This window comes from Terricaulis silvestris, from assembly GCF_009792355.1.
In the GTDB taxonomy this organism is placed as follows: domain Bacteria; phylum Pseudomonadota; class Alphaproteobacteria; order Caulobacterales; family Aquidulcibacteraceae; genus Vitreimonas; species Vitreimonas silvestris.
Window position 1 is genome coordinate 2,546,232 of sequence record NZ_CP047045.1, and the last position, 22,852, is coordinate 2,569,083.

At 65.6% G+C, this 22,852-nt stretch carries 20 protein-coding genes and 2 riboswitches; of the genes, 7 read left to right on the forward strand and 13 right to left on the reverse strand.

Translation table 11 applies throughout. The features are described from left to right. Positions 1–19: 19 nt before the first annotated feature. The 3 genes from gcvH to DSM104635_RS13100 form a co-directional block, all read right to left on the reverse strand. Positions 20–394 carry a glycine cleavage system protein GcvH gene (gene gcvH, locus DSM104635_RS13090; RefSeq protein WP_158766629.1) on the reverse strand — a complete coding sequence of 125 codons (375 nt, stop codon included), beginning with the start codon at positions 392–394 and terminating at the stop codon, positions 20–22. Positions 395–410: 16 nt separating this feature from the next. Beyond that, positions 411–1,562: a glycine cleavage system aminomethyltransferase GcvT gene (gcvT, locus tag DSM104635_RS13095; protein WP_158766630.1), complete on the reverse strand. Its 1,152-nt coding sequence runs from the start codon at positions 1,560–1,562 to the stop codon at positions 411–413. 39 nt (positions 1,563–1,601) lie between these two features. Further along, positions 1,602–1,687, reverse strand: a riboswitch (glycine riboswitch). After that, positions 1,688–1,780: riboswitch (glycine riboswitch) on the reverse strand. Positions 1,781–2,002: 222 nt separating this feature from the next. After that, positions 2,003–2,761, reverse strand: a complete 759-nt coding sequence (locus DSM104635_RS13100; protein ID WP_158766631.1) for a tRNA1(Val) (adenine(37)-N6)-methyltransferase — start codon at positions 2,759–2,761, stop codon at positions 2,003–2,005. Positions 2,762–2,863: 102 nt separating this feature from the next. Here DSM104635_RS13100 and DSM104635_RS13105 point away from each other — a divergent pair, with 102 nt between their 5' ends. Next, positions 2,864–3,880: a polyprenyl synthetase family protein gene (locus DSM104635_RS13105; protein ID WP_228445686.1), complete on the forward strand. Its 1,017-nt coding sequence runs from the start codon at positions 2,864–2,866 to the stop codon at positions 3,878–3,880. On the opposite strand, the gene DSM104635_RS13110 is transcribed toward DSM104635_RS13105, so the two are convergent. The 5 genes from DSM104635_RS13110 to DSM104635_RS13130 are packed head-to-tail and all read right to left on the reverse strand — an operon-like array spanning position 3,877 to position 11,140. Further along, positions 3,877–4,932, reverse strand: coding sequence for a glycosyltransferase family 4 protein (locus tag DSM104635_RS13110; RefSeq protein ID WP_158766632.1), 1,056 nt, complete (start codon positions 4,930–4,932; stop codon positions 3,877–3,879). The genes DSM104635_RS13105 and DSM104635_RS13110 overlap by 4 nt on opposite strands. A gap of 43 nt (positions 4,933–4,975) precedes the next feature. After that, positions 4,976–5,824 carry a 4-(cytidine 5'-diphospho)-2-C-methyl-D-erythritol kinase gene (locus tag DSM104635_RS13115; protein WP_158766633.1) on the reverse strand — a complete coding sequence of 283 codons (849 nt, stop codon included), beginning with the start codon at positions 5,822–5,824 and terminating at the stop codon, positions 4,976–4,978. Beyond that, positions 5,821–7,491, reverse strand: coding sequence for a tetratricopeptide repeat protein (locus DSM104635_RS13120; protein WP_158766634.1), 1,671 nt, complete (start codon positions 7,489–7,491; stop codon positions 5,821–5,823). The genes DSM104635_RS13115 and DSM104635_RS13120 overlap by 4 nt, the downstream gene beginning before the upstream one ends. Further along, on the reverse strand, positions 7,488–9,428 hold the full coding sequence (locus DSM104635_RS13125) for a tetratricopeptide repeat protein (RefSeq protein WP_158766635.1): 1,941 nt from the start codon (positions 9,426–9,428) through the stop codon (positions 7,488–7,490). The genes DSM104635_RS13120 and DSM104635_RS13125 overlap by 4 nt, the downstream gene beginning before the upstream one ends. Before the next feature lie 35 nt (positions 9,429–9,463). Next, entirely contained in the window at positions 9,464–11,140 is a 1,677-nt protein-coding gene (locus tag DSM104635_RS13130; protein ID WP_158766636.1) for an electron transfer flavoprotein-ubiquinone oxidoreductase, read from the reverse strand. Between the two features lie 108 nt (positions 11,141–11,248). Here DSM104635_RS13130 and DSM104635_RS13135 point away from each other — a divergent pair, with 108 nt between their 5' ends. Beyond that, complete coding sequence (locus DSM104635_RS13135) at positions 11,249–12,061, forward strand: uracil-DNA glycosylase (RefSeq protein ID WP_228445687.1); 813 nt, start codon at positions 11,249–11,251, stop codon at positions 12,059–12,061. A gap of 22 nt (positions 12,062–12,083) precedes the next feature. Further along, a complete protein-coding gene (locus tag DSM104635_RS13140; RefSeq protein ID WP_158766638.1) occupies positions 12,084–13,670 on the forward strand; it encodes a lytic transglycosylase domain-containing protein in 1,587 nt (528 codons plus the stop codon). A gap of 16 nt (positions 13,671–13,686) precedes the next feature. On the opposite strand, the gene DSM104635_RS13145 is transcribed toward DSM104635_RS13140, so the two are convergent. Genes DSM104635_RS13145 through DSM104635_RS13165 form a run of 5 tightly spaced genes read right to left on the reverse strand, consistent with a single transcriptional unit; the run spans position 13,687 to position 19,715 of the window. Continuing rightward, the gene (locus tag DSM104635_RS13145; protein WP_158766639.1) at positions 13,687–16,914 is read right to left on the reverse strand and encodes a hypothetical protein; all 3,228 of its coding nucleotides are present in this window, start codon (positions 16,912–16,914) and stop codon (positions 13,687–13,689) included. Positions 16,915–16,959: 45 nt separating this feature from the next. Then, positions 16,960–17,670, reverse strand: a complete 711-nt coding sequence (locus DSM104635_RS13150) for a MotE family protein (protein ID WP_158766640.1) — start codon at positions 17,668–17,670, stop codon at positions 16,960–16,962. Continuing rightward, positions 17,670–17,990 carry a DUF6468 domain-containing protein gene (locus tag DSM104635_RS13155; protein WP_158766641.1) on the reverse strand — a complete coding sequence of 107 codons (321 nt, stop codon included), beginning with the start codon at positions 17,988–17,990 and terminating at the stop codon, positions 17,670–17,672. Before DSM104635_RS13155 ends, DSM104635_RS13150 begins: the two co-directional genes overlap by 1 nt. Continuing rightward, a complete protein-coding gene (gene fliM, locus DSM104635_RS13160) occupies positions 17,987–19,060 on the reverse strand; it encodes a flagellar motor switch protein FliM (protein WP_158766642.1) in 1,074 nt (357 codons plus the stop codon). The genes DSM104635_RS13155 and fliM overlap by 4 nt, the downstream gene beginning before the upstream one ends. Position 19,061: 1 nt before the next feature. Then, positions 19,062–19,715 (reverse strand): flagellar basal body-associated FliL family protein, encoded by a 654-nt coding sequence (locus DSM104635_RS13165; RefSeq protein ID WP_158766643.1) that lies wholly within the window; start codon positions 19,713–19,715, stop codon positions 19,062–19,064. Positions 19,716–19,898: 183 nt separating this feature from the next. Between DSM104635_RS13165 and flgF the strand changes: the two genes are divergently transcribed. From flgF to flgH, 4 genes are all read left to right on the forward strand, one after another. Continuing rightward, positions 19,899–20,624 carry a flagellar basal-body rod protein FlgF gene (flgF, locus tag DSM104635_RS13170; RefSeq protein WP_158766644.1) on the forward strand — a complete coding sequence of 242 codons (726 nt, stop codon included), beginning with the start codon at positions 19,899–19,901 and terminating at the stop codon, positions 20,622–20,624. 13 nt (positions 20,625–20,637) lie between these two features. After that, positions 20,638–21,423, forward strand: coding sequence for a flagellar basal-body rod protein FlgG (gene flgG / locus DSM104635_RS13175; protein ID WP_158766645.1), 786 nt, complete (start codon positions 20,638–20,640; stop codon positions 21,421–21,423). Positions 21,424–21,434: 11 nt separating this feature from the next. After that, positions 21,435–21,974 carry a flagella basal body P-ring formation protein FlgA gene (locus DSM104635_RS13180; RefSeq protein ID WP_158766646.1) on the forward strand — a complete coding sequence of 180 codons (540 nt, stop codon included), beginning with the start codon at positions 21,435–21,437 and terminating at the stop codon, positions 21,972–21,974. 113 nt (positions 21,975–22,087) lie between these two features. Then, positions 22,088–22,771, forward strand: a complete 684-nt coding sequence (flgH, locus tag DSM104635_RS13185; protein ID WP_407703513.1) for a flagellar basal body L-ring protein FlgH — start codon at positions 22,088–22,090, stop codon at positions 22,769–22,771. Positions 22,772–22,852 lie beyond the last annotated feature (81 nt).

The following is a 22,852-nucleotide window of genomic DNA, read 5'->3' on the forward strand; positions in this document are numbered from 1 at the left end:
GCGGTGTGGCGCATCACGCTCAAAGGCCCTTCACGTAATCCGCATACGCGGCTTCATCCATGAGGGCGTCGAGTTCGGCTTCGTTCGACACCTTCACTTTGACAAACCAGCCGCCGGCTTCGGGTTCGTCGTTGATGATCTGCCAGTTCTCGCCGGAGATCGCGGAATTGCCTTCGACGATCTCGCCGGAAATTGGCGCGTAAACGTCGGAGGCGGTTTTCGCGCTTTCGACGACGGCCATGTCGTCGCCTTGCTTGAAGGCTTTGCCGGCGGCGGGGAGTTCGGCGTAGACGACGTCGCCCAATTGCTCAGCGGCGTACTTGCTGATGCCGATGGTGGCGATGTCGCCTTCGAGGCGCACCCATTCGTGGTCTTTGGTGTAGCGCGTGGTCATTGGGCCTTAGCTCCCCTTACTTCGGGCGGTGATAATTGTGCGGAACGAACGGCAGCGGCACGATTGTGGCTGGGCGCGCTTGGCCGCGGATCATGAGATCGAGGCCTAAGCCACGCTCGGCGTATTGGGCGTCGACGTAACCCATCGAGATTGGCGCGTTGAGGATCGGCGAGAAGCCGCCGCTGGTGACGATTCCGATCTTCTTGCCGTCCTTGAAAATCTCGACGCCTTCGCGCGCTGGTGCGCGATCATTCGGGCGAATGCCGACGCGTTTGCGCGCGGCGCCGTTGGTGTATTCGCGCAGGATGCGATCGGCGCCGGGGAAGTCAGCGGCTTCGCGGCGGCGCTTTTGGATGGTCCAAGCGAGATCGGCTTCGATCGGCGAGGTGGTGGGATCGAGATCGTGTCCGTAGAGGCAAAGGCCGGCTTCGAGACGCAAGCTATCGCGCGCGCCGAGGCCGATGGGTTTTACTTCCGCGTGCGCGAGCAGTGCTTCAGCGAGATCCTTCGCGTTCTCGGCGCGGACGAGAATTTCGTAACCGTCTTCGCCAGTGTAGCCCGAGCGCGTGATGGTGAGGCGGCCGAAGGCGTCGTAGCGCTTTACATTCATAAAGCTCATGTCGGCGAGTGCTGGATCGATGACGGCGGCGGCGGCGATGTGCGCGCCCGGGCCTTGCAGTGCGAGCAGGCAGCGATCGTCGGCGCGGACGAGATTGGCTTCGCCTTGGGTCGCGGCTTCGATCAGCGCCCAGTCCTGGTGCTTACAGCCGGCGTTGACAACGATGTAGAGATCGCCGGCGGCGCCCGGCTCGGCGGGGCGCGCGATCATGAGATCGTCGAGCACGCCGCCTTCGGCGTTGGTGATCATGGTGTAGCGGACTTGGCCGGGCTTCAGGCCTTGGATGTCCGCGGGCACGAGGCGTTCGATGAGGGACGCCACCTTCCTGTGCGCCTCCTCGCCTTCGAGGCCGTGGCCCTTCGGCAGTGCAAAAAAGCTCGGACCCATGTGGCTGACGTCGAACAGGCCGGCGTGGGTTCGGGTCCAGTTGTGTTCGGGGATCAGGCCTTCGAACTGGAGCGGCATGTCGTAGCCGGCGAAATCGCCGAACTTCGAGGTGCGCGCGCGCCAGATCGCGTCGAGCGGCAGCTTCTTCGGGGCTTCGGCCATTGCTTGTCCCAGGTACGCGTGGCGCGTGCGAAATGGCACGCTGCCCCCGCTGTCCCTGGCGCCTGAGAGATTTACTCCTTCGGCGGCCGCGCGCTCCCTTGAGGCGCGGCTCTATCCAGCGTGTTCATCCCCCCACGGTCCGGTTCCCTGAGAGTTTCCGGGGCGGTTGCTCCTTCGGGGGCGGCTTTTATTGCGCCGCGCTCTCCCACGGGGTTCGTTTGTCTGGCCGGCCGGTGCGCGACTCGCGTCGGGCGCCGCCGTTAGCCGGAAACTGGTCGCGCGCGCGCATGGAGTCAATTGCGCGGCTGCCTGTGGATAAGCACTATTTTCGTGCTTCGTTTCACGCATGTCGCCCGAGGCGATTTTTGCGCGTTGCTCACAGGTCAGCGGTGGCGACTTTTTCGCGTGAGTCAGGGGCGATGTTCTAGGGCCGTTCGAGGTCAGCCAAAATTGATGTGCGCGTCGCCGCGCAGGATCGCTTCGGCTTCGGGCGTGTATTTTTCCTTGGCGTCATCCGAAGGATGCAGATCGAGGCCAGCGAACAGTTTCAGCGGGGCACGCGACCCCTTCCATGCGCGGACGATGACGCGACGCGCCTTCGCATTTGCAGCGGGGCGGATTGGAAACACCTCTATGCCGCCGAGGCGCCCTTCGAAGGCGGCGAGGATTTCACCGAGTCTGTGAGCGCGATGAATGAGCGTCATATTTGAATTTGGGCCCATGCGGTTCGACCAGACCTTGATCCAATCTTCGAACGGTCGATCAGCGATGAAGGCAGCGTGTTTTCCCTCAGCGGGCGGCCTACCTTCTTCGGGATTATCGTATGGCGGGTTCAACAAAACGTAGTCGAACACGCCAAACTCGGCGTTGGGGTCGAGGGCGTCGGCCTCGACTATCGTTACGCGTTGCGACTGCGCATTGAGCGCAACGTTTTGCCGCGCAAGTTCGGCGTATGCGGGATCGCGTTCGATTCCGACAAATGAGACATCACCTTGGCGTCCAGTCGCGACGGCAAGCAACGCTGCGCCCACACCGCAACAGGGTTCGGCAACGCGCGTCCCGCCGCTGCGAATGCGCGCGCCCGGCAACGTTGCCGCCAACAGCAACGTATCGACGTTGACGCGGTAACCGCGTTTGGGTTGGCGGATGCGGATGCGACCGTTGAGCAGCGCGTCTTCCGTGATCTCAGATGCGGCCATAACGCCAGTGCGACCCTTCCGCGCGACCGGGTCTCTCCTGCTTGACCCTCAGAGCGCGCCCCACCATCGTTTTACCGTTACGGGAAGGCAAGCGGAGGCCCCTTGGGAACGGCGGCTGGACAAGCTGAACAAGCGCCTGGCGCCCCGCACGCGGTGGACCGGCTGGCGGCGCTGTTGGCGGAGGACCTCGCCGCTGTCGATGCGCTGATCCATCAGCACATGACAAGCCCTGTCGGCGTTATTCCGAACTTAGCCACGCATCTGATCGATGCCGGCGGCAAGCGTATACGGCCGTTGATCACGTTGGCGGCGGCGCGTTTGCTCGGCGGCGGTGGCGACGGCCCGCGCAAACTGGCGGCGGCGGTTGAGTTCATTCACTCCGCCACGCTGTTGCATGACGACGTCGTCGACGTGTCGTCTATGCGGCGCGGCAAGAAGAGCGCGAACGTCGTGTGGGGCAATTCGGCCAGCGTGCTGGTGGGCGACTTTTTGTTCGCGCGCTCGTTCAATTTGATGGTTGAGACCGGCGATATTCAGGTGCTCGATATTCTAGCGCGCGCGGCGAGCGTAATCGCCGAAGGCGAAGTAATGCAGCTCGCGGCGGCGAACGACGCCGAGACGTCCCGCGAGCGTTACATGGCGATCGTGGCGGCGAAAACGGCAGCGTTGTTTGCGGCGGCGGCGCGATCTGGCGCTGTGGCGGCTGGGCGGCCGGGCGAGGAAGCTGCGGCGCTTGATGTATATGGGCGCGAATTGGGGCTGGCGTTCCAGCTCGTGGATGACGCGCTGGATTATGGCGGGCTGACCGCGACGATGGGCAAGAATGTCGGCGACGATTTCCGCGAAGGCAAAGTGACTTTGCCGGTGGTGTTCGCGCGTGATGCGGGCGACGAGGCCGAGCGCGTGTTCTGGCGGCGCGTGATGGGCGGCGAGCGCACCGACGACGACTTCCATCGCGCGCTATCGCTGATGAAGCGGCATAATGCGATCGGGCTGACGCTCGAAGCAGCGCGTGAGCATGCGGCGCAGGCGAAAGCGGCGCTGAAGAGCTTGCCTGCGAATGCCTATCGCGAGGCGCTCGCGGATCTGCCGGACTTCGTGGTCGATCGCGCTTACTAGACGCCGCCGACGCCGCGACGGTCAGCAAAGCGGCGCACCACGGCGGAAATCACGATCGCCAAAAACGCCATGATTGGCAGCGCGACCCAAGGCGACACGCCGGGATCGCGGGACACTAGAAAACCGATGCCGCCGCACACGGCCATCGCGGCCCAGTAGGTCAGCGCGATTTCGGCGTGGCTCATGCCGCCGCGGATCAGGATTTGGTAGATGTGCTCGGAATGGCCGTCGAGCAACGAGTGCCGGCGATAGACGCGCCAAGCTAGCGTCACCAAGACGTCAGCGAGCAGCGGGAAGAAGATGATTGCCGGCACAAGCGGTGAGAGGTCTGTCCGGCGGATGATCATGATCGAGGCCAGAGCGGCAAGCGCGCCGATGAAGAGCGCGCCGGAATCGCCGGCGAAAAGTTTGCCGCTTGGAAAATTCCAATAGAGAAAGCCAAGCAGCGCGCCGACGGCGCAAAGGCAGATGGCAAGGCTGGCGGGACTATCGCGGGCGAACGCGATGGCGCCGAGCGCGACGAAGCCGATGCCGACAGAGCCCATGGCGAGGCCGTTGGCGCCGTCCATGAAATTGACGGCGTTGACCATCACGAAAATCCAGAGCGCGGTGCCTGCGAGCGCCAAGGCGTATGGCGCGTGGCGTACCTCCGTTCCGAACGGAAAGGCGTCGACCGGACCGATGGCTAGAGTAGCCGCCACTGCGAGTGCTGCGAAGAGCGCGAACTTGATGAGCGCGCCGAGTTGGTGGGTGTCGTCCCAGAACCCGATCAGGAGGAAGGCGTAAGCAAAGCTCGCAGTGATCGAGAGCAGCACCGCGCCGCGGGTGGTCATCTCGACCGGCACGATGGTGGGCAGAACCAGAGCGAGCGCCATGATGCCCGCGGCGAAGCCGAGCGCGATGCCGAGGCCGCCGCTGGTCGGGGTTGGGTTCTTGTGTTCGTGGCGCGCGAGCGTTGGGCGGTCGATCGGGCCGGCGCTGATCAGCACGCGGCACGCAATCAGGCTTGTGAGCGCTGCGATCGCGGCGCCGCCGAACACCTCAAGGATCACGCCCACCTCGCGGCGTCGGGGCTAGTCGCGTGGCGCCGGGGCGTCAAGCGCCGCCGAGGATTGTACCTGCGATCCACCAGCCTGGGCGCTTTTGCTGGAGCGCGTCGGCGATGGCTTCTGTTGCGGCGTTGTCATCACAGAGCGCGAACACGGTGGCGCCACTGCCGGAGAGCGCGGCATAGCGAACCCGGGCGTCGGCGCGGAGCGTTGCGAGGATTTCTCTGATCTCGGGCGCGAGCGCTTCTGCGGCGGGGGTGAGGTCGTTGCCGATGGCGGCGATAGCGCTGATACTGAGATCAGGTTCACGCTCGTCGAGCGCGCGCCCGAGGCCCATGGCGTCGAACTGGCGGTAGACGTCGGGTGTTGGCAGCGGCTTGAGCGGATTGACGAGCACGGCGGCGAAAGATGGCGCGGTGATTGGCGCGGTGATCTCGCCGGTTCCGCTCATCACACACGGCACGCCGACGAGACACGCTGGCACGTCAGCGCCGAGGGTGCGGGCGATGAGTGTGAGTTGCGCGGTGCTCCAGTTCAGCGACCAGAGTTGATTGAGCGCGCGCAAAGTCGCGGCAGCGTCGGAGGAGCCGCCGCCGATGCCGGAGGCGATAGGGAGATTCTTCTCGAGTGTGAGCGCGGCGCCGGTGGTGACGTTCGCGGCGACGGCGAGCGCGCGGGCGGCGCGGAGGACGAGGTTGCCTTCGCCTGCTTCAAGGCCATCCGCAAATTCGCCGGTGATCGTGAGGGAGAGCGCGTCGGCAGGCGTTGCTTCGACGACATCACCGACGTCGGCGAACATCACGATGCTGTGGAGTGGATGCAGGCCGTCGGCGCGCGGGCGGGCCACTTGCAACGTGAGATTGACCTTCGCAGGCGCGAAGACGCGGACGCTCATCGCGTCGCCGCTTGCGATGGTGGTTCGGGCGGCAGGCCGTTTGCGACCTTAGTTTCGATGGCGGCAGCGTTGTCCGGCTCGAGGGCGAGAGCACGCTGCCATTGGAAGCGCGCCTCAATGCGGCGGCCGAGACGCCAGTAGATGTCGCCCAGGTGATCGTTAAGCGTGGGGTCCGCCGGCGAAAGTTCGATAGCACGTTCGAGGTTTTCGAGCGCTAGGGCGTAGTCCCCCATCTTGAAATAGGCCCAACCCAGGCTGTCGATGATGGCGCCGGACATTGGCCGTAGGACGGCGGCGCGTTGAATCATCGCCAGCCCTTCTTGCATGTGTTCGCCGCGATCGACCCAGGTGTAGCCGAGGTAGTTCAAGACATCCGGCTGCTCGGGCGAGAGTTCGAGCGCGTGCTGGAAATCCGCTTCTGCTTCGGGCCAACGGCCCTGCCGCTCACGCGCGGCGCCGCGCGCGAAATAGAGCCGCCATTCGTTCGGGGTTTCGGCGATCAATTCGGAATAGATCGCTTCGGCTTGATCGTACTGCCGCAGATTGCGGTGCATGTCGGCGAGCGCGCGGCGGGCGCGAAGATCGCCGGTGGCGGCGGCAGTGCGGGCGAGCGCCAGCGCTTCGTCTTCGCGGCCGGAATCGACCAGCAGCCACGCTTCAGTGATATCGGCGCCCGCGGCGTAGGGTGAATCATCGGGGATGCGCGCCAGCATGGCGTGCGCGGCGTCGATGTTGCCGAGCCCGCCTTGGATTTGCGCGAACATCATGCGCGAAGCGTCGAGCTTCGAATCGAGCGCGAGTGAGAGAGAAAGCGCGGCGAGCGCACTGGTCTCGTCGTTCTCCTGCTTGTAGATCGCGGCCAGACCGTAGAGCCCGATCGCGGCGCCTTGCGCGGGCGTGAGCCGTTCTGCTGCAGGCGCGCCAGCTTCGACTCGTTGGGCGGCGGCGATGAGCTCTGGATTGACGCGGTTGGCGTCGGACTGGAGCAGCGCAAGCGCCTCGGTTTGGGCGCCGCTGCGCGCCAGGAGCTGTGCGTGGCGTGCGACGGCGGGCGGCAGGAACATGCCGTTGGTTGCGGCCGCCTGATACGCGGCAAGCGCTTCTTCGCTGCGGCCAGCGTAATCGAGCGCGAGCGCCTGTTGATAAGTGAAGAGGCCGCCATACGGGCGGATTGAAGCGAACGGCGCGAGGTCGGTGACGACATTGTCGACGCGGTTCTCAGCGGCGTCGACCCAAGTTTGCAACATACGCGCGGTCAGCTCTTGAGCGGCCGTGCCTTCAACCGCGGAAAGCTCCTGGCCAGCTTGGCGGATGCGGCCAGCGGCCATGGCATCGGAGGCGCGCATGAGGCGCGCATACGCTGGAACATCGTTGCGCGGCGCCATGCGCGCGGCTTCGCGGGCGCGGTCGAGATCGCCGGCGGCGAGCGATGCGGTGACGGCGCCTTCGACCAGTGCAGCGTTGTCAGAATCGCGTGCAAGTGCAGCGAAGTAGCGGTCCGCGGCGGCGGCGTGATCTTGGCGGAGATTGGCGACGCGGCCGACCAGGTGATCGGCGTAGCCGCGCGCCTGCGGCGGCGCGGGCGGCGTGTAAGTGTACTTAAAGCTCGCGCAGGACGCGAGACACAGAACCGAAGCGCCCGTGACGAGACGTTGAAGCAGCGTCACAGATCTTCCCGTTGCGCGGGGCCTTCCGGCAGATCGACGCGCGGCAGCTCACGCTGGCGCGGCGCAGGCGTGGTCAGACCGCGCGAAACTTTTTGCTCGAGCGTGCGGCGGCGTGGGACATCCGGATCGGCGTCGAGCGCCTGGCGCCAAGCGGCGCGCGCGTCTTCGCGGCGGTTGAGCCGCCAATAGACGTCGCCCAGGTGATCGAGGATTTCAGAATTGGGCTCTTGCGCGTTTGAGAGATCGCGCGCGCGTTCGATTAAAGCGCGGGCTTGGTCGAAATGGCCGTAGAGGTAATACGCCCAGCCCAAACTATCGACGACCGCGAAATCTTGCTGGCCGTAATTGAAGCCACGCCACAACAGACGATAGCCCTCTTCCAGACCTTGTGGTTGTTGGATCAGCGCATAGCCGAGTGCATTGAGACGTAGCACCGAGTCCGGCTGCTCAGCGAACAAAGTGCGGGCGACCGTGATGCCGTCGTTCCACGCCTGTGGATCGTCCATTAGGATCGAGACGTAGAGCATGCGGGTGTCGACGCCTTGATCGAGTTCGTAGGCGGCGCGCATGTCGGCGGTGGCGGCCGCGTAATTGCCGACGTAGCGGTGCGCGAAGGCGCGCCAGCCGAGCACATCGGCGCGATCTTTCGGCGCTTGCACCATGCCGAGCGCGCGGTCGAACGCGGAGATCGCCTGCTCGGTGTGATCGGTGCGGCGGTAGATATCGGCGGCGGCGGCGATCAGCGTCCACCGATTGCCGGCGTTGGCGACGACGCGATCGGCTGAGGCGATAGCGGCAGCGTTGTTGTCACGTTCGAGGTGAATGCCGGCGCGGACGATTTCAGCGTCGGGCGCGAACACATCGTCGGCCGGCATTTGTGCGAGGATGCGTTCGGCGCCGGCTGTGCCGCCAGCTTCCAACACTTCTTGCGCCGCGTAGAGGCGCCAGTCGCTGGCGTCGGGCGCGAGCAGCAGGCCTAGCTGAAGCATCGTGGTGCCGGCGGGCGATGCGAGACCCGGCTCCGGGTCGGCGTCCGATAGCATGTGCGAGAGCGCTTCCGTTTGCGTAAGGAACTCGGCCAGGAAAATCATCCAGCGGCCGGCAGCGCTCTTTGGCGTCAGCGCGGGCTCGAACGGCTGTTGACCGGCGTCGAGACGGCGGAGGTTTTCGAGCACGTCGACAGAGCGCGGCGAGAATTCGAGCACCGTGTTGTAGTAGCGGCGCGCGGCTTCGGTGCGGCCGAGGCGGTGGTGAACAAGCGCTGCGCGATAGACCGCGTGCGATACTCGGGTGGCGCCCAAAGCGCGCTCAAACTCTTCCATGTTCTGCGGCTCGGCCTCGCCGGGCGGCGTAAGATCCATGCGCTCGACCATTTGCGCATAGACGGCGGCGGCTTCTTGCAGACGGCCGGCGGACTCAAACACCAACGCGCGTTCGACTTCCGGCAATGGCGCTGGAAGATTGTCGCCGCCCGCGTCGACGCGTTCGACGCCGCGATCGACTTGGCCTTCGGCCGCGAGCAGGAATGGCTCCATCATGTCGGCCATGCCGCCTTGCAGGCCGCCAGGCGAGTTTTGCAGCGTGGCGCGCGCCTCGGCGTAACGGCCGGCAGCGAAATCATCGATGAAGACCGATGCGGTCCAAAGCGCGACGTCGTCATCGACACTGCGATTGAGCGCGCGGCGGCCTTCGCGGACCATGTAATCCACGTCGGCTTCGAGCAAAGCTGCTTCCGGTTTTGCGTAGGTGCGATCGGGCGCGGCGTTCGGCGGCGAGGTGACGCGCAATTCCTGCGCGGGCTCGACGCCCTCTTGCACCACCGCGTCTTGCGCTACCGCTGGGCGTTCATCCTGCTTGCCCGCTTGCGCGTAAGCGACGCCGGCCGCGCTCGCAAACGCCGCTGCTGAAATGGTCGCCGCCAGTGTGGCCCAACGCATGCTTTGTCCTTTCTCCCGCTTCTGGCGGGTGCGGCTTAGAGGTTGGCGTAATTCGGCCCACCGCCGCCTTCGGGTGTCGTCCAAACTATATTCTGGCTTGGGTCTTTGATATCGCAGGTTTTGCAGTGCACGCAGTTTTGAGCGTTAATCTGGAACCGCGGATTTGCCCCTGCCTCATCGTAGAGCACTTCGTACACGCCAGCGGGGCAATATCGTGTCGCTGGTTCGGCGTATTCAGGCAGGTTCACCCGGATCGGGATGCTTGGGTCCTTCAGCTTCAGGTGCGCCGGCTGATCTTCCTCGTGATTGGTGTTTGAGAGATAGACCGACGACAGCTTGTCGAAGGTGAGGACACCGTCCGCCTTCGGATACGAGATCGGCGCGTACTTGGATGCCTTCTCGGTGGCCTCAGCGTCGCTCTTGGTATGCTTCATGGTGCCGAGGAACGAGAAGCCGCCGAGCAAAGTCGTCGTCCACATATCGGCCATGCCGACGACGCCGCCCCAGAATGTGCCGAGCTTCGAGAGCAACGGCTTGGCGTTCCTGACGCGGTAGAGATCCTTGTAGATCGGGCTGTCGCGATAGGCGTGGTCGTAGGTGTCGAGCGTGTCGCGCTGGCGGCCGGCGCTGATGGCCGCGAACGCGGCCTCGGCGGCGAGCATGCCGGATTTCATCGCGTTGTGGCTGCCCTTGATGCGCGGCACGTTGACGAAGCCCGCAGAGCAGCCGATTAGCGCGCCGCCCGGAAATGAGAGACGCGGCACCGATTGCAGACCACCTTCGGTGATGGCGCGCGCGCCGTAGGCGATGCGCTTACCGCCTTCGAGGTATTGGCTGATCTCCGGATGCAGTTTGTGCTGTTGGAAGACGTCGAACGGCGAGATGTATGGGTTCTTGTAGTTCAGGTGCACGACGTAGCCGACGGACACGTAGCGATCGCCCCAGTGATACAGGAACGAGCCGCCGCCGGTGTCGTCGTCGAGCGGCCAGCCGACCGTGTGGAGCACGAGGCCGGGCTTGTGTTTGTCGGGCGCTACCTCCCAAAGCTCTTTGATGCCGATGCCGAACTTTTGCGGATCGCTTTCGGCGCAGAGATCGTATTTTGCCTGCAAAACCTTGGCGAGAGAGCCACGCACGCCTTCGCCGATGAAGACGTATTTGCCGTGCAATTCCATGCCGGGTTGGAAATCTGATTTCTTGCGGTCGTCCTTGGCGATGCCGAAAATTCCGGCGACGACGCCCTTGAGTGCGCCGCTCTCATCGAACACCGGTTCGGACGCGGCGAAGCCCGGATAAACTTCGACACCGAGCGCTTCGGCTTGGCCCGCCAGCCATTTGGTGACGTTCGAGAGCGAGGCGACATAGTTGCCGTGATTGTTGAACAACGGCGGCATCAGAAACATCGGCAACGATGCTGCGCCAGCGGGCCCGAGGATTTTGAATTCGTCGTGCGTGACGGGCGTATCGAGCGGCGCGCCTCGTTCTTTCCAGTCCGGAATAAGCTCGTTCAGCGCGCACGGATCGATCACGGCGCCTGAGAGAATGTGCGCGCCGACTTCGGCGCCCTTCTCCAGCACGGCGACGGTGACTTCGCTTCCGGCCGCGGCGGCGAGTTGCTTTAGGCGGATTGCGGCGGAGAGACCGGCAGGCCCCGCGCCGACGATCACGACGTCGTACTCCATCGCATCACGCGCGAGGTCTTCGTCCGCCATTGCACTCCCTTCACATTCGCTCGCGGCGTTTATCAAAGCTGACGCCTTGGCGCGCAAGCCGCTCAGCGCGGGTTTGGCGATTGCACGATTCCCTGCACAATGGGCGCGATGAACGCCGAACCGTCCCCCCAGCACGCCGCACGCGCCCTGCTCGCCTTCTGGCGCGCCGCGGGCGTGGACATGGATGGGGCAGAGGCGGTGTTCACGGGCGCCCCGGCGGCGACGGCCCCAGTTCGGGCGCGGGCGCCGGAGCCTGCGCCGATCACCACGCCGCGGCCGAAGAAGACAGTCTCGGCCCCTGTAGATAACGCTCGGACGCTGGCGGTGGCGGCGAATTCCGTGGCGGAGCTCAGGGCGGCGGTGGCGGCGTTTGACGGCTGCGCACTGAAGGCCACGGCCCGCAACACCGTGTTTTCAGACGGAATTGACGACGCTCCGGTGCTGATCATCGGCGAAGCGCCGGGCAAGGACGAGGACGAACAGGGCAAGCCGTTTGTGGGCCGCTCGGGCCAGCTGATGGACAAGATGCTGAGCCATATCGGCCTCAACCGACAGTCCAACATGATGATTTCCAACACGATTTTCTGGCGGCCACCAGGCAATCGAGACCCAACCCAAGGCGAGATCGTGGCTTGCCTGCCGTTCGTGGAGCGGCTGATCGCGCTCAAGCAGCCCAAGCTGCTGATCCTGATGGGAAAAAATGCCGGCAATACGGTATTGAGGCGCGAGGAGGCGGTGAGCCGGCTTCGCGGCCGGCGGCTGCTCTACACCCGCGACGGGTTGGACACGCCCGTCAACGCGATGGTCATGCTTCATCCGGCATATCTCCTGCGCCAGCCGCAACAAAAGCGGCAGGCGTGGGCGGACCTCCTGCTCGCCGAATCCTGGCTCGAAGAGCTGGGCGTCGCGCGGCACCCCTAAGTTTACAGAAAGACGGGCTCCGATGACGTTCCGCGCCGCCTTCGCCGCCCTCTCCGTCGCCGCCATCGTCGCCCCGGCCACGGCCGAGGCGCAGACGAGCATTGTGGCGCTCTCCGAACATGACGAAGCCGCGTATCGCGACGCGTTCGCAGCGATCGAGTCCGGCAATTGGCGCGGTGTTGGTTCGGCGCTGACGCGGACCGAAGACGACGTGCTGGAGGGCGCGGTGCGCGGACGCTTGCTCCTGTCGCGTTCCTATCGCGCCAGCTGGAGCGATTACACGAGCTGGCTCAATCGCTACGGCGAATACGGCATGGCGGAAGCGGTACACGACCGCGCCATGGATTCACGTTCGCGCCGAGCACGGCGCAACGGCACGCGTGCGCCTGACGCAGTCGCTGGGCCCGGACGTGTGCTGCCGGGTACGCCGCCGCCGATCCCCGGCGACAGCGCTTCGGCGCGCGCGGGCATCGAGCGCATCGTGCAATCGATTGCGGCTGGCGATTTTGAAGGCGCGCGCAACCAAGCGTACGCGCAAGTCGGCGGCGCGCGCAGTGGCCAAGCGCAATGGCAGCTTGGCCTGATCGCCTATCACCAACACGATTATGAGGAGGCGGCTCGTCAGTTCGAAGCCTCGGCGCAATGGGCGCATCATGGCGGGTGGGCGCGCGCGGCGACGCACTATTGGGCAGCGCGGGCGCGGCTGGCGGCCGGCGAACCGAGTGGCATCGCGGCGCACTTGGAAGCCGCGGCGGATCGGCCGTGGACGTTCTACGGTCAACTTGCGGAAGCACAGCTTGGGCGCGAGAGCGGCTTATCGTTTGAAGCGCCGGTCGTGGATTCGGAAACACTGCAGCGTTTCATCGAGCGCTATCCCGGCGCACGCCGCGCGGCGGCGTTGGCGCAGCTGGGGCGGCTTTCCGAAGTCGAAAGCGAATTGCGCCGGCTGCATGCTGATCTTTCGCGCGAAGACGATGTCACATTCCTCGGCCTCGCCATCGCCCTGCGGGCGCCGGCGGCGCAGTTGCGCGCGGCGGAGTTTGGCGGCCCGGAAGTGGCGGCGGGCTTCTGTCCTGCTACCTCGTTCGAGCCGGACGACGGCTTCTCACTTGACCGCGCGGTGCTCTACGCGATCGTGCGGCAAGAGAGCTATTTCAATCCGAAAGCGGTCAGCGTTTCGAATGCGCGCGGACTGATGCAGCTGCTGCCTTCGACGGCGCGCGACATGGATCGCTCCACCAACTATCGGCGCAATCCTTCGGCGTTGTTTGAGCCCGGGCTGAACATGCGCTTGGGTCAGAGCTACATTCGCTGGCTGATGACTGAGTTTCACAACGACGGCGATCTTGGCCGCGTGTTTGCCGCGTACAATGGCGGGCCCGGTTGGCTCTCGCGTTGGCTGGCGACACAACCGGCGGACATCGATCCGCTGCTGCTGTTGGAAATGCTGCCGCGCGCGGAAAGCCGCGACTACGCCGAGCGGGCGCTGTCGCACATGGCGCTCTGCCGCAAGAGCTATGGTCAGCCGACGCCGGAGCTGGATCGTCTGGTGAGCGGCGAGCCGGCGCTTTACACGCCGCTCGATGTGGCGCGGATCGCACAGCGCTGATTTTTTCTCTGAAGGTTTAAGCGCCCGGCGCGGGCGTTGGGCGTGACGCTTGCGGCGCGGGCAGCGCTGCTTGCGGCGGCGCCGTTGGCGCCGGCGTTGGCGCGCTTGGCGTTGCCGGTGTGTTGGCGGCTTGCGCGGCGGATGCGGCGGCTTCCGCGGTCAGGTTGGTGCGCAGGCGATCGACGAAGCGTTGCAAGAGATCGGTGCGCGCGACAGCGCGGGCGACGTCACGGATGGTGGCGCCATCGGCGCTGACGCCAGAGGCGATGACTTCGAAGGCGTCGGCCTCCGCCGTGTTGGCGAGGTCGCCGGCGTATTCGCGGTAGAGCGCGCGCACGCCCTCTTCGTTGCCAGCAAGCGTCAGCGCGACGCCGGTGCGGAGCACAGCTTGGCGGCCGTAGCCGTCGAGCGGCGCGCCGCGGCCGCGCATGTTCAAGAGATTGCGCAGTTCGACGGCGGCGCGTTCCCAGTCGCGTGCACGCCATGCCGCTTCCGCGCGCACGCGTTGCGCATCTTCGCTGCGGTCGCGCTCGACAAGTTCGGCGGCGCCGTCGAGGCGGCCGAGATCGAGTAGCGCGCGCGCTTCGAGGATGCGGCGATCCGCAAGCAGTGCTGCCGGCATGTTGGGTTGACGTGTCGAGGCGATGGCGACCAGAGCCTGGTCGGCCTTGTGATCCATCAGGTAGATGGCGGCGAGATCGGCGCCGGTTTGCGCTTTGCTCAGACCCTGCAGGCGTTCATCGACTTGGTGTTGCAACAGTTGCGCAGCTTGTTCGAGCAGATCGACGTGCACGAGCCGGCCGGCGAGCAAGCGCACGATGCGGTCACCGTTGGGACCGACCGGCGTCAGATCGCTGAACTCGTAGAACAAGCCGAGCGCCTGGATCGGTTCGAGTTGATCGGCTTCGCCGTCGAGGAAGAGGCGTTCGAACAACGTCGCCATGTCGGCGCGGAGTTGACGCGCGGCGGGATTGGTGGGGAAGCGATCTGAGGCGACGCGCATGGTGGCGAGCGCTTCGCGCCAGCGGTCGAGTTCGGAATAGGCTTCGCCCAGCATGCCGACGACGGCGAGTTCGGTTTCGTCGCCGCGCCAGCGGAAGCGCAGCGCTTCCAGCGGCTCGACGGCGTCGATGGCGCGCATCACGCCGGTGCTGCGGCGGATGCGAATGCCTTCGACTTGCGCGCGCACGGCGACTTCCTCGTCACGGACGCGGGCGAGTTCGTCGTACATCGCAAGCGCGCGGGCGGTGTCGCCACGGAGCGCCACGACGTGTGCTTCGGCGAGACGCGCGTGCAGGCGCATGGATTGGTCCGGCGCCTGGCCCATGGCGGCGCGCGCGGCGGCTTCGGCAGCGGCGGGATCATTGAGTTCAATCGCGGCTTGCGCCAGCGCGAGTTGGAAGCGCGCGCGCCAAGCTGGCGATTGCTCTTCGAGGGCGCCGCCGCCGCGTTCGAGTTCGCGCCGCGCGGTGGACCAGTCTTGCGCGATCGAGGCGGCGTAGCCGCGCCACAATGCGGCGGACGGATTGCTTGCAAGCGAAGAGGCGGAGAGATCGGTTTGCGCGGCGTGGGTGCGGCCCATCATGACGTTGGCGGCGGCGCGCATCAGTCGATACTCGGGATCGATCTCGACCAGCTCGCCTTGATTGATGGCGACGATACGGAGCGCGCCGAGCGCTTCGGCGGCGAAGTCGTGCTGCAGGAGATAGCGCGCGAGCGCCATACGGGCTTCGACTGGCGCGCCCTCGCCTACACCTTCGTCTGCAGCTTCGCGCATCAACCGATCGATGGTCTCGCGAACCTGCACGAGATTAGCGGCGGATCGCGCGGTGAGGGGCGCGTCGGCGCTGGCGCCTTCGGCGGCCATGGCGTCGGCGAGGCTTTGTTCGAGGTCCGATGTCGGCGCTTGCGCCGCGATCAGGCCCTCGCCGCCCCGCGTAACGATGAGAACACCGCCATTGAGCGTCACGTTGACGCCATCGGCGCGCGGTTCAATGACGGCGCCGTGCGCCGTGGGCAGCACCGCAGCCTCGAGTGTGGCGCGGCGGACATTGACGCCGCGCGCGGGACCGCCGACGAGCGCGACGGCGATGCGGTCGCCGATCTCTGGATCGTTGATCCAGCGCACGCTGCCTTCGCGACCGAACTGTGCGGTGAGACGGCCGCGGCCGTCTTGTAGCGTTTCACGCGTGAGCGTTGCGGGTGAGCCGGCGTCGGCGCGGGCGCCGAGCGTGAAGGTCCAGGAGTTTTCGTTTGCGGATGCGGAGACGAGCACGTCGGCCGATGCGGGGATGCGCAGGCCGATGATGCCCTCGCCGCGCACGACTTCGATGTCGTCGTGGCGGCGGCCGGCGCGGTTGATGCCTTGCAAGCCGATCTGGCCGCTCGCGTCGAACAGCACCCAAATCGCTTCGCCACGGCGGAAGGCGGCGGCGCGCGTCGGCGCGGGCCAGGTGACGGTGACGCGCGTGACGTTGGCTTCTTCCACCAGCTGCACGCGCGCATTGCCGCGCACCGGCTGCAATGCAGGCACCGGCGCTTCGCGGGTGGCGGCGTCGGCCGCGGTCGCGGGTTGGAGGCCGCCTTCGGGCGGCAGGATATCGACGACGACACGATCGCCATCAACGAAGTGACGCTGGCGTGCGCCGGGTTCGAGCGTGAGCGCAAGGCGCACCGGCGCGCCGGCGGCGCTGACGCGGCGCACTTCGCGGACGAGGCGCGGCGGCGTGGCGCGCAGTTCGGCGATGTCGATATCGGCAGCGCGCGAGAAGCGGAGATCGAGGCGGTTGCCTTGTAGTAGCGGCGTCACTGTCGTCGCGGCGGAAAAGCGGAAGACGATGCGGGTGCGATCTTCCTGCACGCCGACGGTGACTGTCGCCGTGGGCGCCGCCGTCATGCGCGGTGGCGGCGGTGGAGGCGGCGGCGGGGGTGGCGGCGGTGGAGGTGGAGGCGGCGGTGGTGGGGGCGGCGGTGGCGGAGGCGGCGGCGCGGTCGCGAGTGTGAGATCGTTCGGCAGCGGGCCGACAGGACCGCGCAGTTCGGCGGGCGGTTCAGTTGTCGCTATCGCAGGCGCAGGCGCAGGCGCAGGCGCGGCTTCCGCGACTTGCGGCGCAGGTGTTTCGGCGGGCGTCGGTTGCAGCGGTTGCTCACGAGGCGGCGTCAACGACACCGGCTGCGCGCCGACGGGCGGCGCGACCAGGGCCAAGGCCGCTGCGATCGCAATCGGGGGGCGCAGAGACTTCATCGCCGACGTGTGCTCAACAATCCTTCACTGCGCTTAAGCGCGCGTTTAACCGCCTGAATTCGGCGCCGGTGTCGTGCGCGAGCGGGCCAACAGATCGTCGCCGTTGGTCGGCGGCCGCGCTCGGTCGGCTAACAATTCGGTGAGCGCGCGGGCGCGCGCCGGCTCCATGCGGCCCATGACTTCGGCCAGGTTGGCTTGGCGCATGCGGCTGGCGACTTGGACCAGCACGCCATCGTCGAGCCCATCGAACACGGTGGCCGCGTCCTTGGCGCGCATGCGCTGATAGACATCGACGAGAGCGGCAACACGCGTTTCCTGGGCTTCATCGAGATGACCTAGGAGATCGTTGACGTGGGTTTCGAGCGTGCGCAGTTCGGCCAGGCGCTCATTCAATCGCTGTTCGGCGGCGAGCATAAGTGCGTCTTCGGTTTCGAGCTGGGTGCCGCGCAGGTCTAACGCTTCGCGGCGTTCGCCGAGGGCTTGCAGAACTTGCACTTCTGCTTGGCTCAAGCCCGCCATTTCCGCGAGCGTTGCTGGCGCGCAGGAGTTTGCGGCCGGCGCGGCGGCGGCTGCTGCTGGCGCCGCAGCGGCTTCGGCGTGTTCACCTTCGGTGGAGACGGTTGCAGCGACATCTTCCGCCATCGCCACGGCTTTGACGCCAAGCACGGCGGCGACCGTAATCATCGCGGCGGGGATGAGCCGCGCGCGCGCCGGTGCTTTCGGCGCTTGGGGTGAACGCTTTAGCAGATCGAGCATCAGAGCCTGCCGCGCACGGCGCCGACATCGGCGCTTGAGCGCAGACGCCCTGCGCCGAGGCCGAGGCGATCGGCGGTGGCGCGCGCGTCGTTGATGCGCGATTGCAGATCGCGCCCTGCTTCCTGAGCAGTGGCGCGGAGATTGCGCACGGCAGAATCGGCCGCTTGCGTGGCGTGCACGAGTTCGGCGGCCGCGGCGCGGATGCCGTCTTGGCCGGTGCGCAGCGCGGAGAGCGTGCGGTCGAGGCGCCAGAAGTAAAACAGGCACGCCGCGAGCATCACCGCGAGTACGATTTCGATGCCGAATGTGATCGGGCTCATGGTTTGCCTCCGAGTTTCATGACGGCTTGTTGCGATGCGGGCGCGATCGGTCGTTCGACGCGCACGGCGAGCGACTGGCCCATGCGGCCGACGCGGCCTTGGCTCAGTTCAACCGAGCCGCATTTCAGCATGACTGGGCTGTCAGGCGCGGCATCGAGCAAGAGCGTGTCGCCAACCTTGAGGTTCAGCACCTTGTGCAGCGGCTGCTTCAGCTCATCGAGCACGGCGCGGACTTCGAGTTTGGTGGCCCAGAGTTCGCTGGCGAGGTGACCCTCCCAGATGTTGTCGCGACCAAACTTCTCGCCCATGAATTGCTGCAACAGCATTTTGCGGATGGGTTCGAGCGTCGCGTAAGGCAACATCAGCTCGAGACGGCCGCCGCGATCTTCCATGTCGATGCGCAGCTTGACCAGGATCGCGGCGTTCGGCGGGCGCGCGATGGCGGCGAAGCGCGGGTTGGTCTCGATGCGGTCGAGTGAGAAATCCACTTCCGTCAGCGGTGCGAAGGCTTGGCTCGCATCCTTCAGCACCACTTCGATCATGCGCGTGACCAGCATGCGCTCGATGGTGGTGTAGGGCCGGCCTTCGACGCGGGTCGCGGCGGCGCCACGCCGGCCGCCGAGCAGCACGTCGACGACAGAATAAATCAGGCTGGAATCGACGGTGGCGAGGCCGAAATTGTCGAGCTGTTCGGCGCGGAACACGGCAATGATCGCGGGCAGCGGGATGGAGTTGAGATAGTCGCCAAAGCGGATCGAGCTGATCTGATCGAGGCTGACTTCGACGTTGTCGCTGGTAAAGTTGCGCAGGCTTGTCGTCATCAACCGCACCAAGCGGTCGAAAACGATTTCGAGCATGGGCAAGCGTTCGTAGGAGATGAGTGCGGAATTGATGATGGCGCGCACACCGGTGCGGCTTGCTGAATCTTCTTCGCCGAGGCCGAAGCCAAGAAGGCTGTCGATCTCGTCCTGATTGAGGATGCGCTCGTTTCCGGAGGCCGGCGCTTCAGCGCTGGCCTCCTCTGTCGTCCAGTCTTTGTCGGGCGCGGCTTCGGCCGCTTCGGCGCTCATGTTACTGCACCAGCATTTCTTCGATCAGCACGGCGTTGATCTGCTTCGGTGCGATGGTGAGATTGACGCGGCGCAGTAGCTCGAGACGCAAGCGATAGGCGCCAGCGGAGCCGGAGAGATCGTCGGTCCGCAGTTCGCGAAGGAAGCCGTTGAACTGATCGCTGACGCGCGGGACTTGCTCGGTGAGTACGGCGACGGTTTCGTCGTCCGACGCTTCGAGTGTCAGCTTCAGCTTGAGATAGGCCGGGCGTCCGTCTGGACCCTGGATGTTCACCAGCATTTCCGGCAGCTCGACGAAGACGACGTCTTCGCCGTGGCTGATCATGGTGCCGTTGGGGCCGGGCACGGCTTCGGCGGGCGCTTCGCCATGGCCGCCTTTGGCTTTGCCGTGATCGCCGCCGGCCTCAGCGTGCTGTTCGCCGCCGGGCTTCAGCAACAGGAATGCAGCAGCACCGCCGCCGCCGAGAACGAGAACCGCGGGCAGCACAATGAAGAGGATGAGCTTCTTGCCCGACATCTTCTTCTTGGCCGGCGCGCCCTCAGCGCCTTCCGCGCCCTCGACGCCTTCGCCTTCGGCAGGCGGCGCAGCACCCTCGGCCTCGGTATCGGCCTCCGGCGCATCGCCCTTCTTCTTTTTCTTGCCCTTACCGAACATGGAATCGCCCGCGCATTAATCCGTCATCCTTGGTGGCGCGCGCTGGTTAAGGATGTGTGGAGGCTAGGCAGAACTTGCCGGGGCGCGGCAGGTTTGGGGCCGGTGGTTCACCACGACGCCGACTCGCCGCCCTTGAAAATCAAGCGATTAACCACTGGCACGAAGCTTGCGTCGTTAACGCGAATGGATAACGCACTCATGCTCGGCCTGCAGACGCAACGCGTACTGCAACGACGCATGGATGTTGCGGCCAACAATCTCGCCAACGTCGCAACCTCGGGCTTCAAGGCCGATGCGCTGGTGTTGGAAGAAGCCGAAGAAACCCAAGCGCACGCCGAGGAAGATCCGCGTCAGATCCGCTTCGTTCGCGACATCGGCATCGTCCACCAGATGGAGCAAGGTCCAGTCGCGATGACGGGCAATCCGCTGGACGTCGCGCTCGAAGGCGACGGCTTCATCATGGTTCAAGGCCCGAACGGGCCGCAGTTTACGCGCGATGGCGCGTTCACTCTAACGGGGGAAGGACGGCTCGTGACCAGCGATGGCCGCGCCGTTCTTAGCTCCGGGGGGGCGCCGATCGTGCTCGATCCGCAAGGCGATACGCCTTCGATCGGGCGCGACGGCGCAATTCGCGTGGCCGGTGTCGAAGCCGGCCGTATCGGTGTGGTTTCGTTCGCCGCGCCGGGCGCGCTCTCAAAGGTCGGGGACAACCTTTGGGACGCGCAAGGACAAGCACCGGGTGAATTCGAGGGCGTCGTCGTTCAAGGCGCCCTCGAAGGCTCCAACGTACGCCCGGTGGTCGAACTGACGAGACTGATTGAAATTTCGCGCGCTTACCAAAACGCAGCCAAGATTGTTTCGGGTGCGGACGATTTGCGGCAGCGCGCGATCGAACGGCTTGGCCGTTAGGAGTTAGGTCCCCATGCGCGCACTATCGATCGCAGCTTCGGGCATGCAAGCCCAGCAGCTCAACGTCGACGTCATTTCGCACAACATCGCGAACATGAACACGACAAGCTACAAGCGCCAACGCGCCGAATTCCAGGACATGCTCTACCAGAACATGGAGCGGCCGGGCTCGACGTCGTCGGCGTCCGGTTCGATCCTGCCGCTGGGCATCCAGATCGGCGTCGGCGTGCGCGCCGATGCGGTTGGGCGCAACACGGAACAAGGCGGCATTGCCGCAACGGGCAATCCGTACGACATCGCCATCAACGGGCGCGGCTTCTTTCAGATCACGCTGCCGTCGGGCCAAACCGGTTACACGCGCGCGGGCAACCTCGCGGTGAACGCGGACGGGCAGATCGTGACAGCGGATGGGTATGCGGTGGAGCCCGCGATCACGGTGCCGCAAGAAGCGACGGCGGTTCAGATCACGCGCGACGGTCTCGTCGAAGTGACGACGGCCTCTTCGCCCGATCCGCAGCAGATCGGCCAGCTTGAAATCGCGAGCTTCATCAACCCAGCGGGTTTGGAAGCAATCGGCGACAATATGTATCTGGAGACGCCGGCTTCTGGTTCGCCGAACACGGCGACGCCGGGCTCTCCTGGTCTTGGCACGCTGATGCAAGGCTATCTCGAACTCTCCAACGTCAACGCGGTGGAAGAAATCTCGGCCCTGATCGTGGCGCAGCGCGCTTACGAGATGAACGCGCGGGTGATCACCGCCGCTGACGAGATGATGCAATCCACCACCAACCTGCGCTGAGGAGGATCGTCATGGGTATTCTTCGCGGCCTCGCCCTCTTCGCGGCGTTCTACATTCTCATCGGCGTTGGCGCTGCATTCGCGGACACGGTTACGCTGCGCACGCGTGTGGAGGCGAGCGGGCCGGCTGTCACCATGGGCGACATCTTCGTTGGCGCGCCTGCGAACATCGCGGCGCGCGCCATCGCGCCGGCGCCGCCTTCCGGACAAGCGTCCACGCTTTCTATGCCGGTGATTGCGGCGGCCGCTTCGGCCGCCGGCTTGGATTTTACGGTGCCGGCTGGCGTCAACTCGATCGTGATCGTCCGCCCCGGCGGAGCGCGCGCGACATTGCCGTCTGCAAGCGGTGCGCGGACGATTGCCGATGCGGCCGTGCGGCGCGGTGAGACGGTGAACCTGGTTTATGCCGCGCCGGGCATTTCGCTTTCGATGCGCGTGCGGGCGCTGGAGGACGGCGTCGTCGGCCAGAGCGTGCGCTTTCTCAATACAGCTTCCAACAGAACCATCGATGCTGTCGTGACCGGACCGGGTGCGGCGCAGGCTTCTCCATGAGCAGGGACAAACTCATGCGCACACTCGCTTTGATCGCGCTCGCCGTTAGCGCCAGTGGATGCGCAAGCGTCGACACCGCAGAGTTTCGCGAGGACGCGCTGGCGGCGCCGGGGATGGCGTACAACGCCGCGCGCCACGCGATGTCGGGCCCGCAACTCACGCCGGTGGGCACGCCTGCCCCGCTCACGGGCGGCGCGCAGCAAACCATGCCGCAGCCCGAGCCGGTGTCGTACGAGGCGGCGCGGCCGAATTCGCTGTGGCGTTCGGGTTCGCGCAGCTTCTTCAACGATCAACGCGCATCGCGGATTGGCGACATCATCACCGTCAACATCGAGATCGACGACCGGGCTGAGTTGTCGAACTCGTCCAACCGTTCGCGCGAGAGCTCGACTTCGGCCGGTTTGACCAACTTCTTCGGGCTTGAGGACACGATCGGCGACATCCTCGGGACCGATCCCACGACGTTGGTCGGCGCGGACGCGGAGTCGCAGCACAGCGGCACTGGCGCGATCAATCGCGAAGAGAAGATCGAGCTGACCATAGCTGCCGTGATCGTGGACCGGTTGCCGAACGGCAATCTGGTGCTGGCGGGCCGTCAGGAAGTGCGGATCAATGGCGAACTGCGCGAGCTTACGGTGTCGGGCATCATCCGGCCCGAGGACGTGACGGCGTCCAACACGATCAGCCAGACGCAGATCGCGGAAGCGCGAATCTCGTATGGCGGGCGCGGCCAGTTGAGCGCGATCCAGCGGCCGAACTGGGGTCAGCGCACAGCGGATGCGATCACGCCGTGGTGAGGAACACCAAGTCGCTCAGTTACGTTTCATGGAGATGAACGTGCGCGACCAACTGACCGGCATCTCAAACTGGGCGAAGTC

Bases quoted from the DNA above. Each gene is read 5' to 3' on its own strand.
- DSM104635_RS13165 (WP_158766643.1), bottom strand. From the start codon at position 19,715: ATGTTCGGTAAGGGCAAGAAAAAGAAGAAGGGCGATGCGCCGGAGGCC.
- DSM104635_RS13130 (WP_158766636.1), bottom strand. From the start codon at position 11,140: ATGGCGGACGAAGACCTCGCGCGTGATGCGATGGAGTACGACGTCGTG.
- flgG (WP_158766645.1), top strand. From the start codon at position 20,638: ATGCGCGCACTATCGATCGCAGCTTCGGGCATGCAAGCCCAGCAGCTC.
- flgF (WP_158766644.1), top strand. From the start codon at position 19,899: ATGGATAACGCACTCATGCTCGGCCTGCAGACGCAACGCGTACTGCAA.
- DSM104635_RS13140 (WP_158766638.1), top strand. From the start codon at position 12,084: ATGACGTTCCGCGCCGCCTTCGCCGCCCTCTCCGTCGCCGCCATCGTC.
- DSM104635_RS13180 (WP_158766646.1), top strand. From the start codon at position 21,435: ATGGGTATTCTTCGCGGCCTCGCCCTCTTCGCGGCGTTCTACATTCTC.
- flgH (WP_407703513.1), top strand. From the start codon at position 22,088: ATGGCGTACAACGCCGCGCGCCACGCGATGTCGGGCCCGCAACTCACG.
- DSM104635_RS13155 (WP_158766641.1), bottom strand. From the start codon at position 17,990: ATGAGCCCGATCACATTCGGCATCGAAATCGTACTCGCGGTGATGCTC.
- DSM104635_RS13135 (WP_228445687.1), top strand. From the start codon at position 11,249: ATGAACGCCGAACCGTCCCCCCAGCACGCCGCACGCGCCCTGCTCGCC.
- fliM (WP_158766642.1), bottom strand. From the start codon at position 19,060: ATGAGCGCCGAAGCGGCCGAAGCCGCGCCCGACAAAGACTGGACGACA.
- DSM104635_RS13145 (WP_158766639.1), bottom strand. From the start codon at position 16,914: ATGAAGTCTCTGCGCCCCCCGATTGCGATCGCAGCGGCCTTGGCCCTG.
- gcvH (WP_158766629.1), bottom strand. From the start codon at position 394: ATGACCACGCGCTACACCAAAGACCACGAATGGGTGCGCCTCGAAGGC.
- DSM104635_RS13150 (WP_158766640.1), bottom strand. From the start codon at position 17,670: ATGCTCGATCTGCTAAAGCGTTCACCCCAAGCGCCGAAAGCACCGGCG.
- DSM104635_RS13125 (WP_158766635.1), bottom strand. From the start codon at position 9,428: ATGCGTTGGGCCACACTGGCGGCGACCATTTCAGCAGCGGCGTTTGCG.
- gcvT (WP_158766630.1), bottom strand. From the start codon at position 1,562: ATGGCCGAAGCCCCGAAGAAGCTGCCGCTCGACGCGATCTGGCGCGCG.
- DSM104635_RS13100 (WP_158766631.1), bottom strand. From the start codon at position 2,761: ATGGCCGCATCTGAGATCACGGAAGACGCGCTGCTCAACGGTCGCATC.
- DSM104635_RS13115 (WP_158766633.1), bottom strand. From the start codon at position 5,824: ATGAGCGTCCGCGTCTTCGCGCCTGCGAAGGTCAATCTCACGTTGCAA.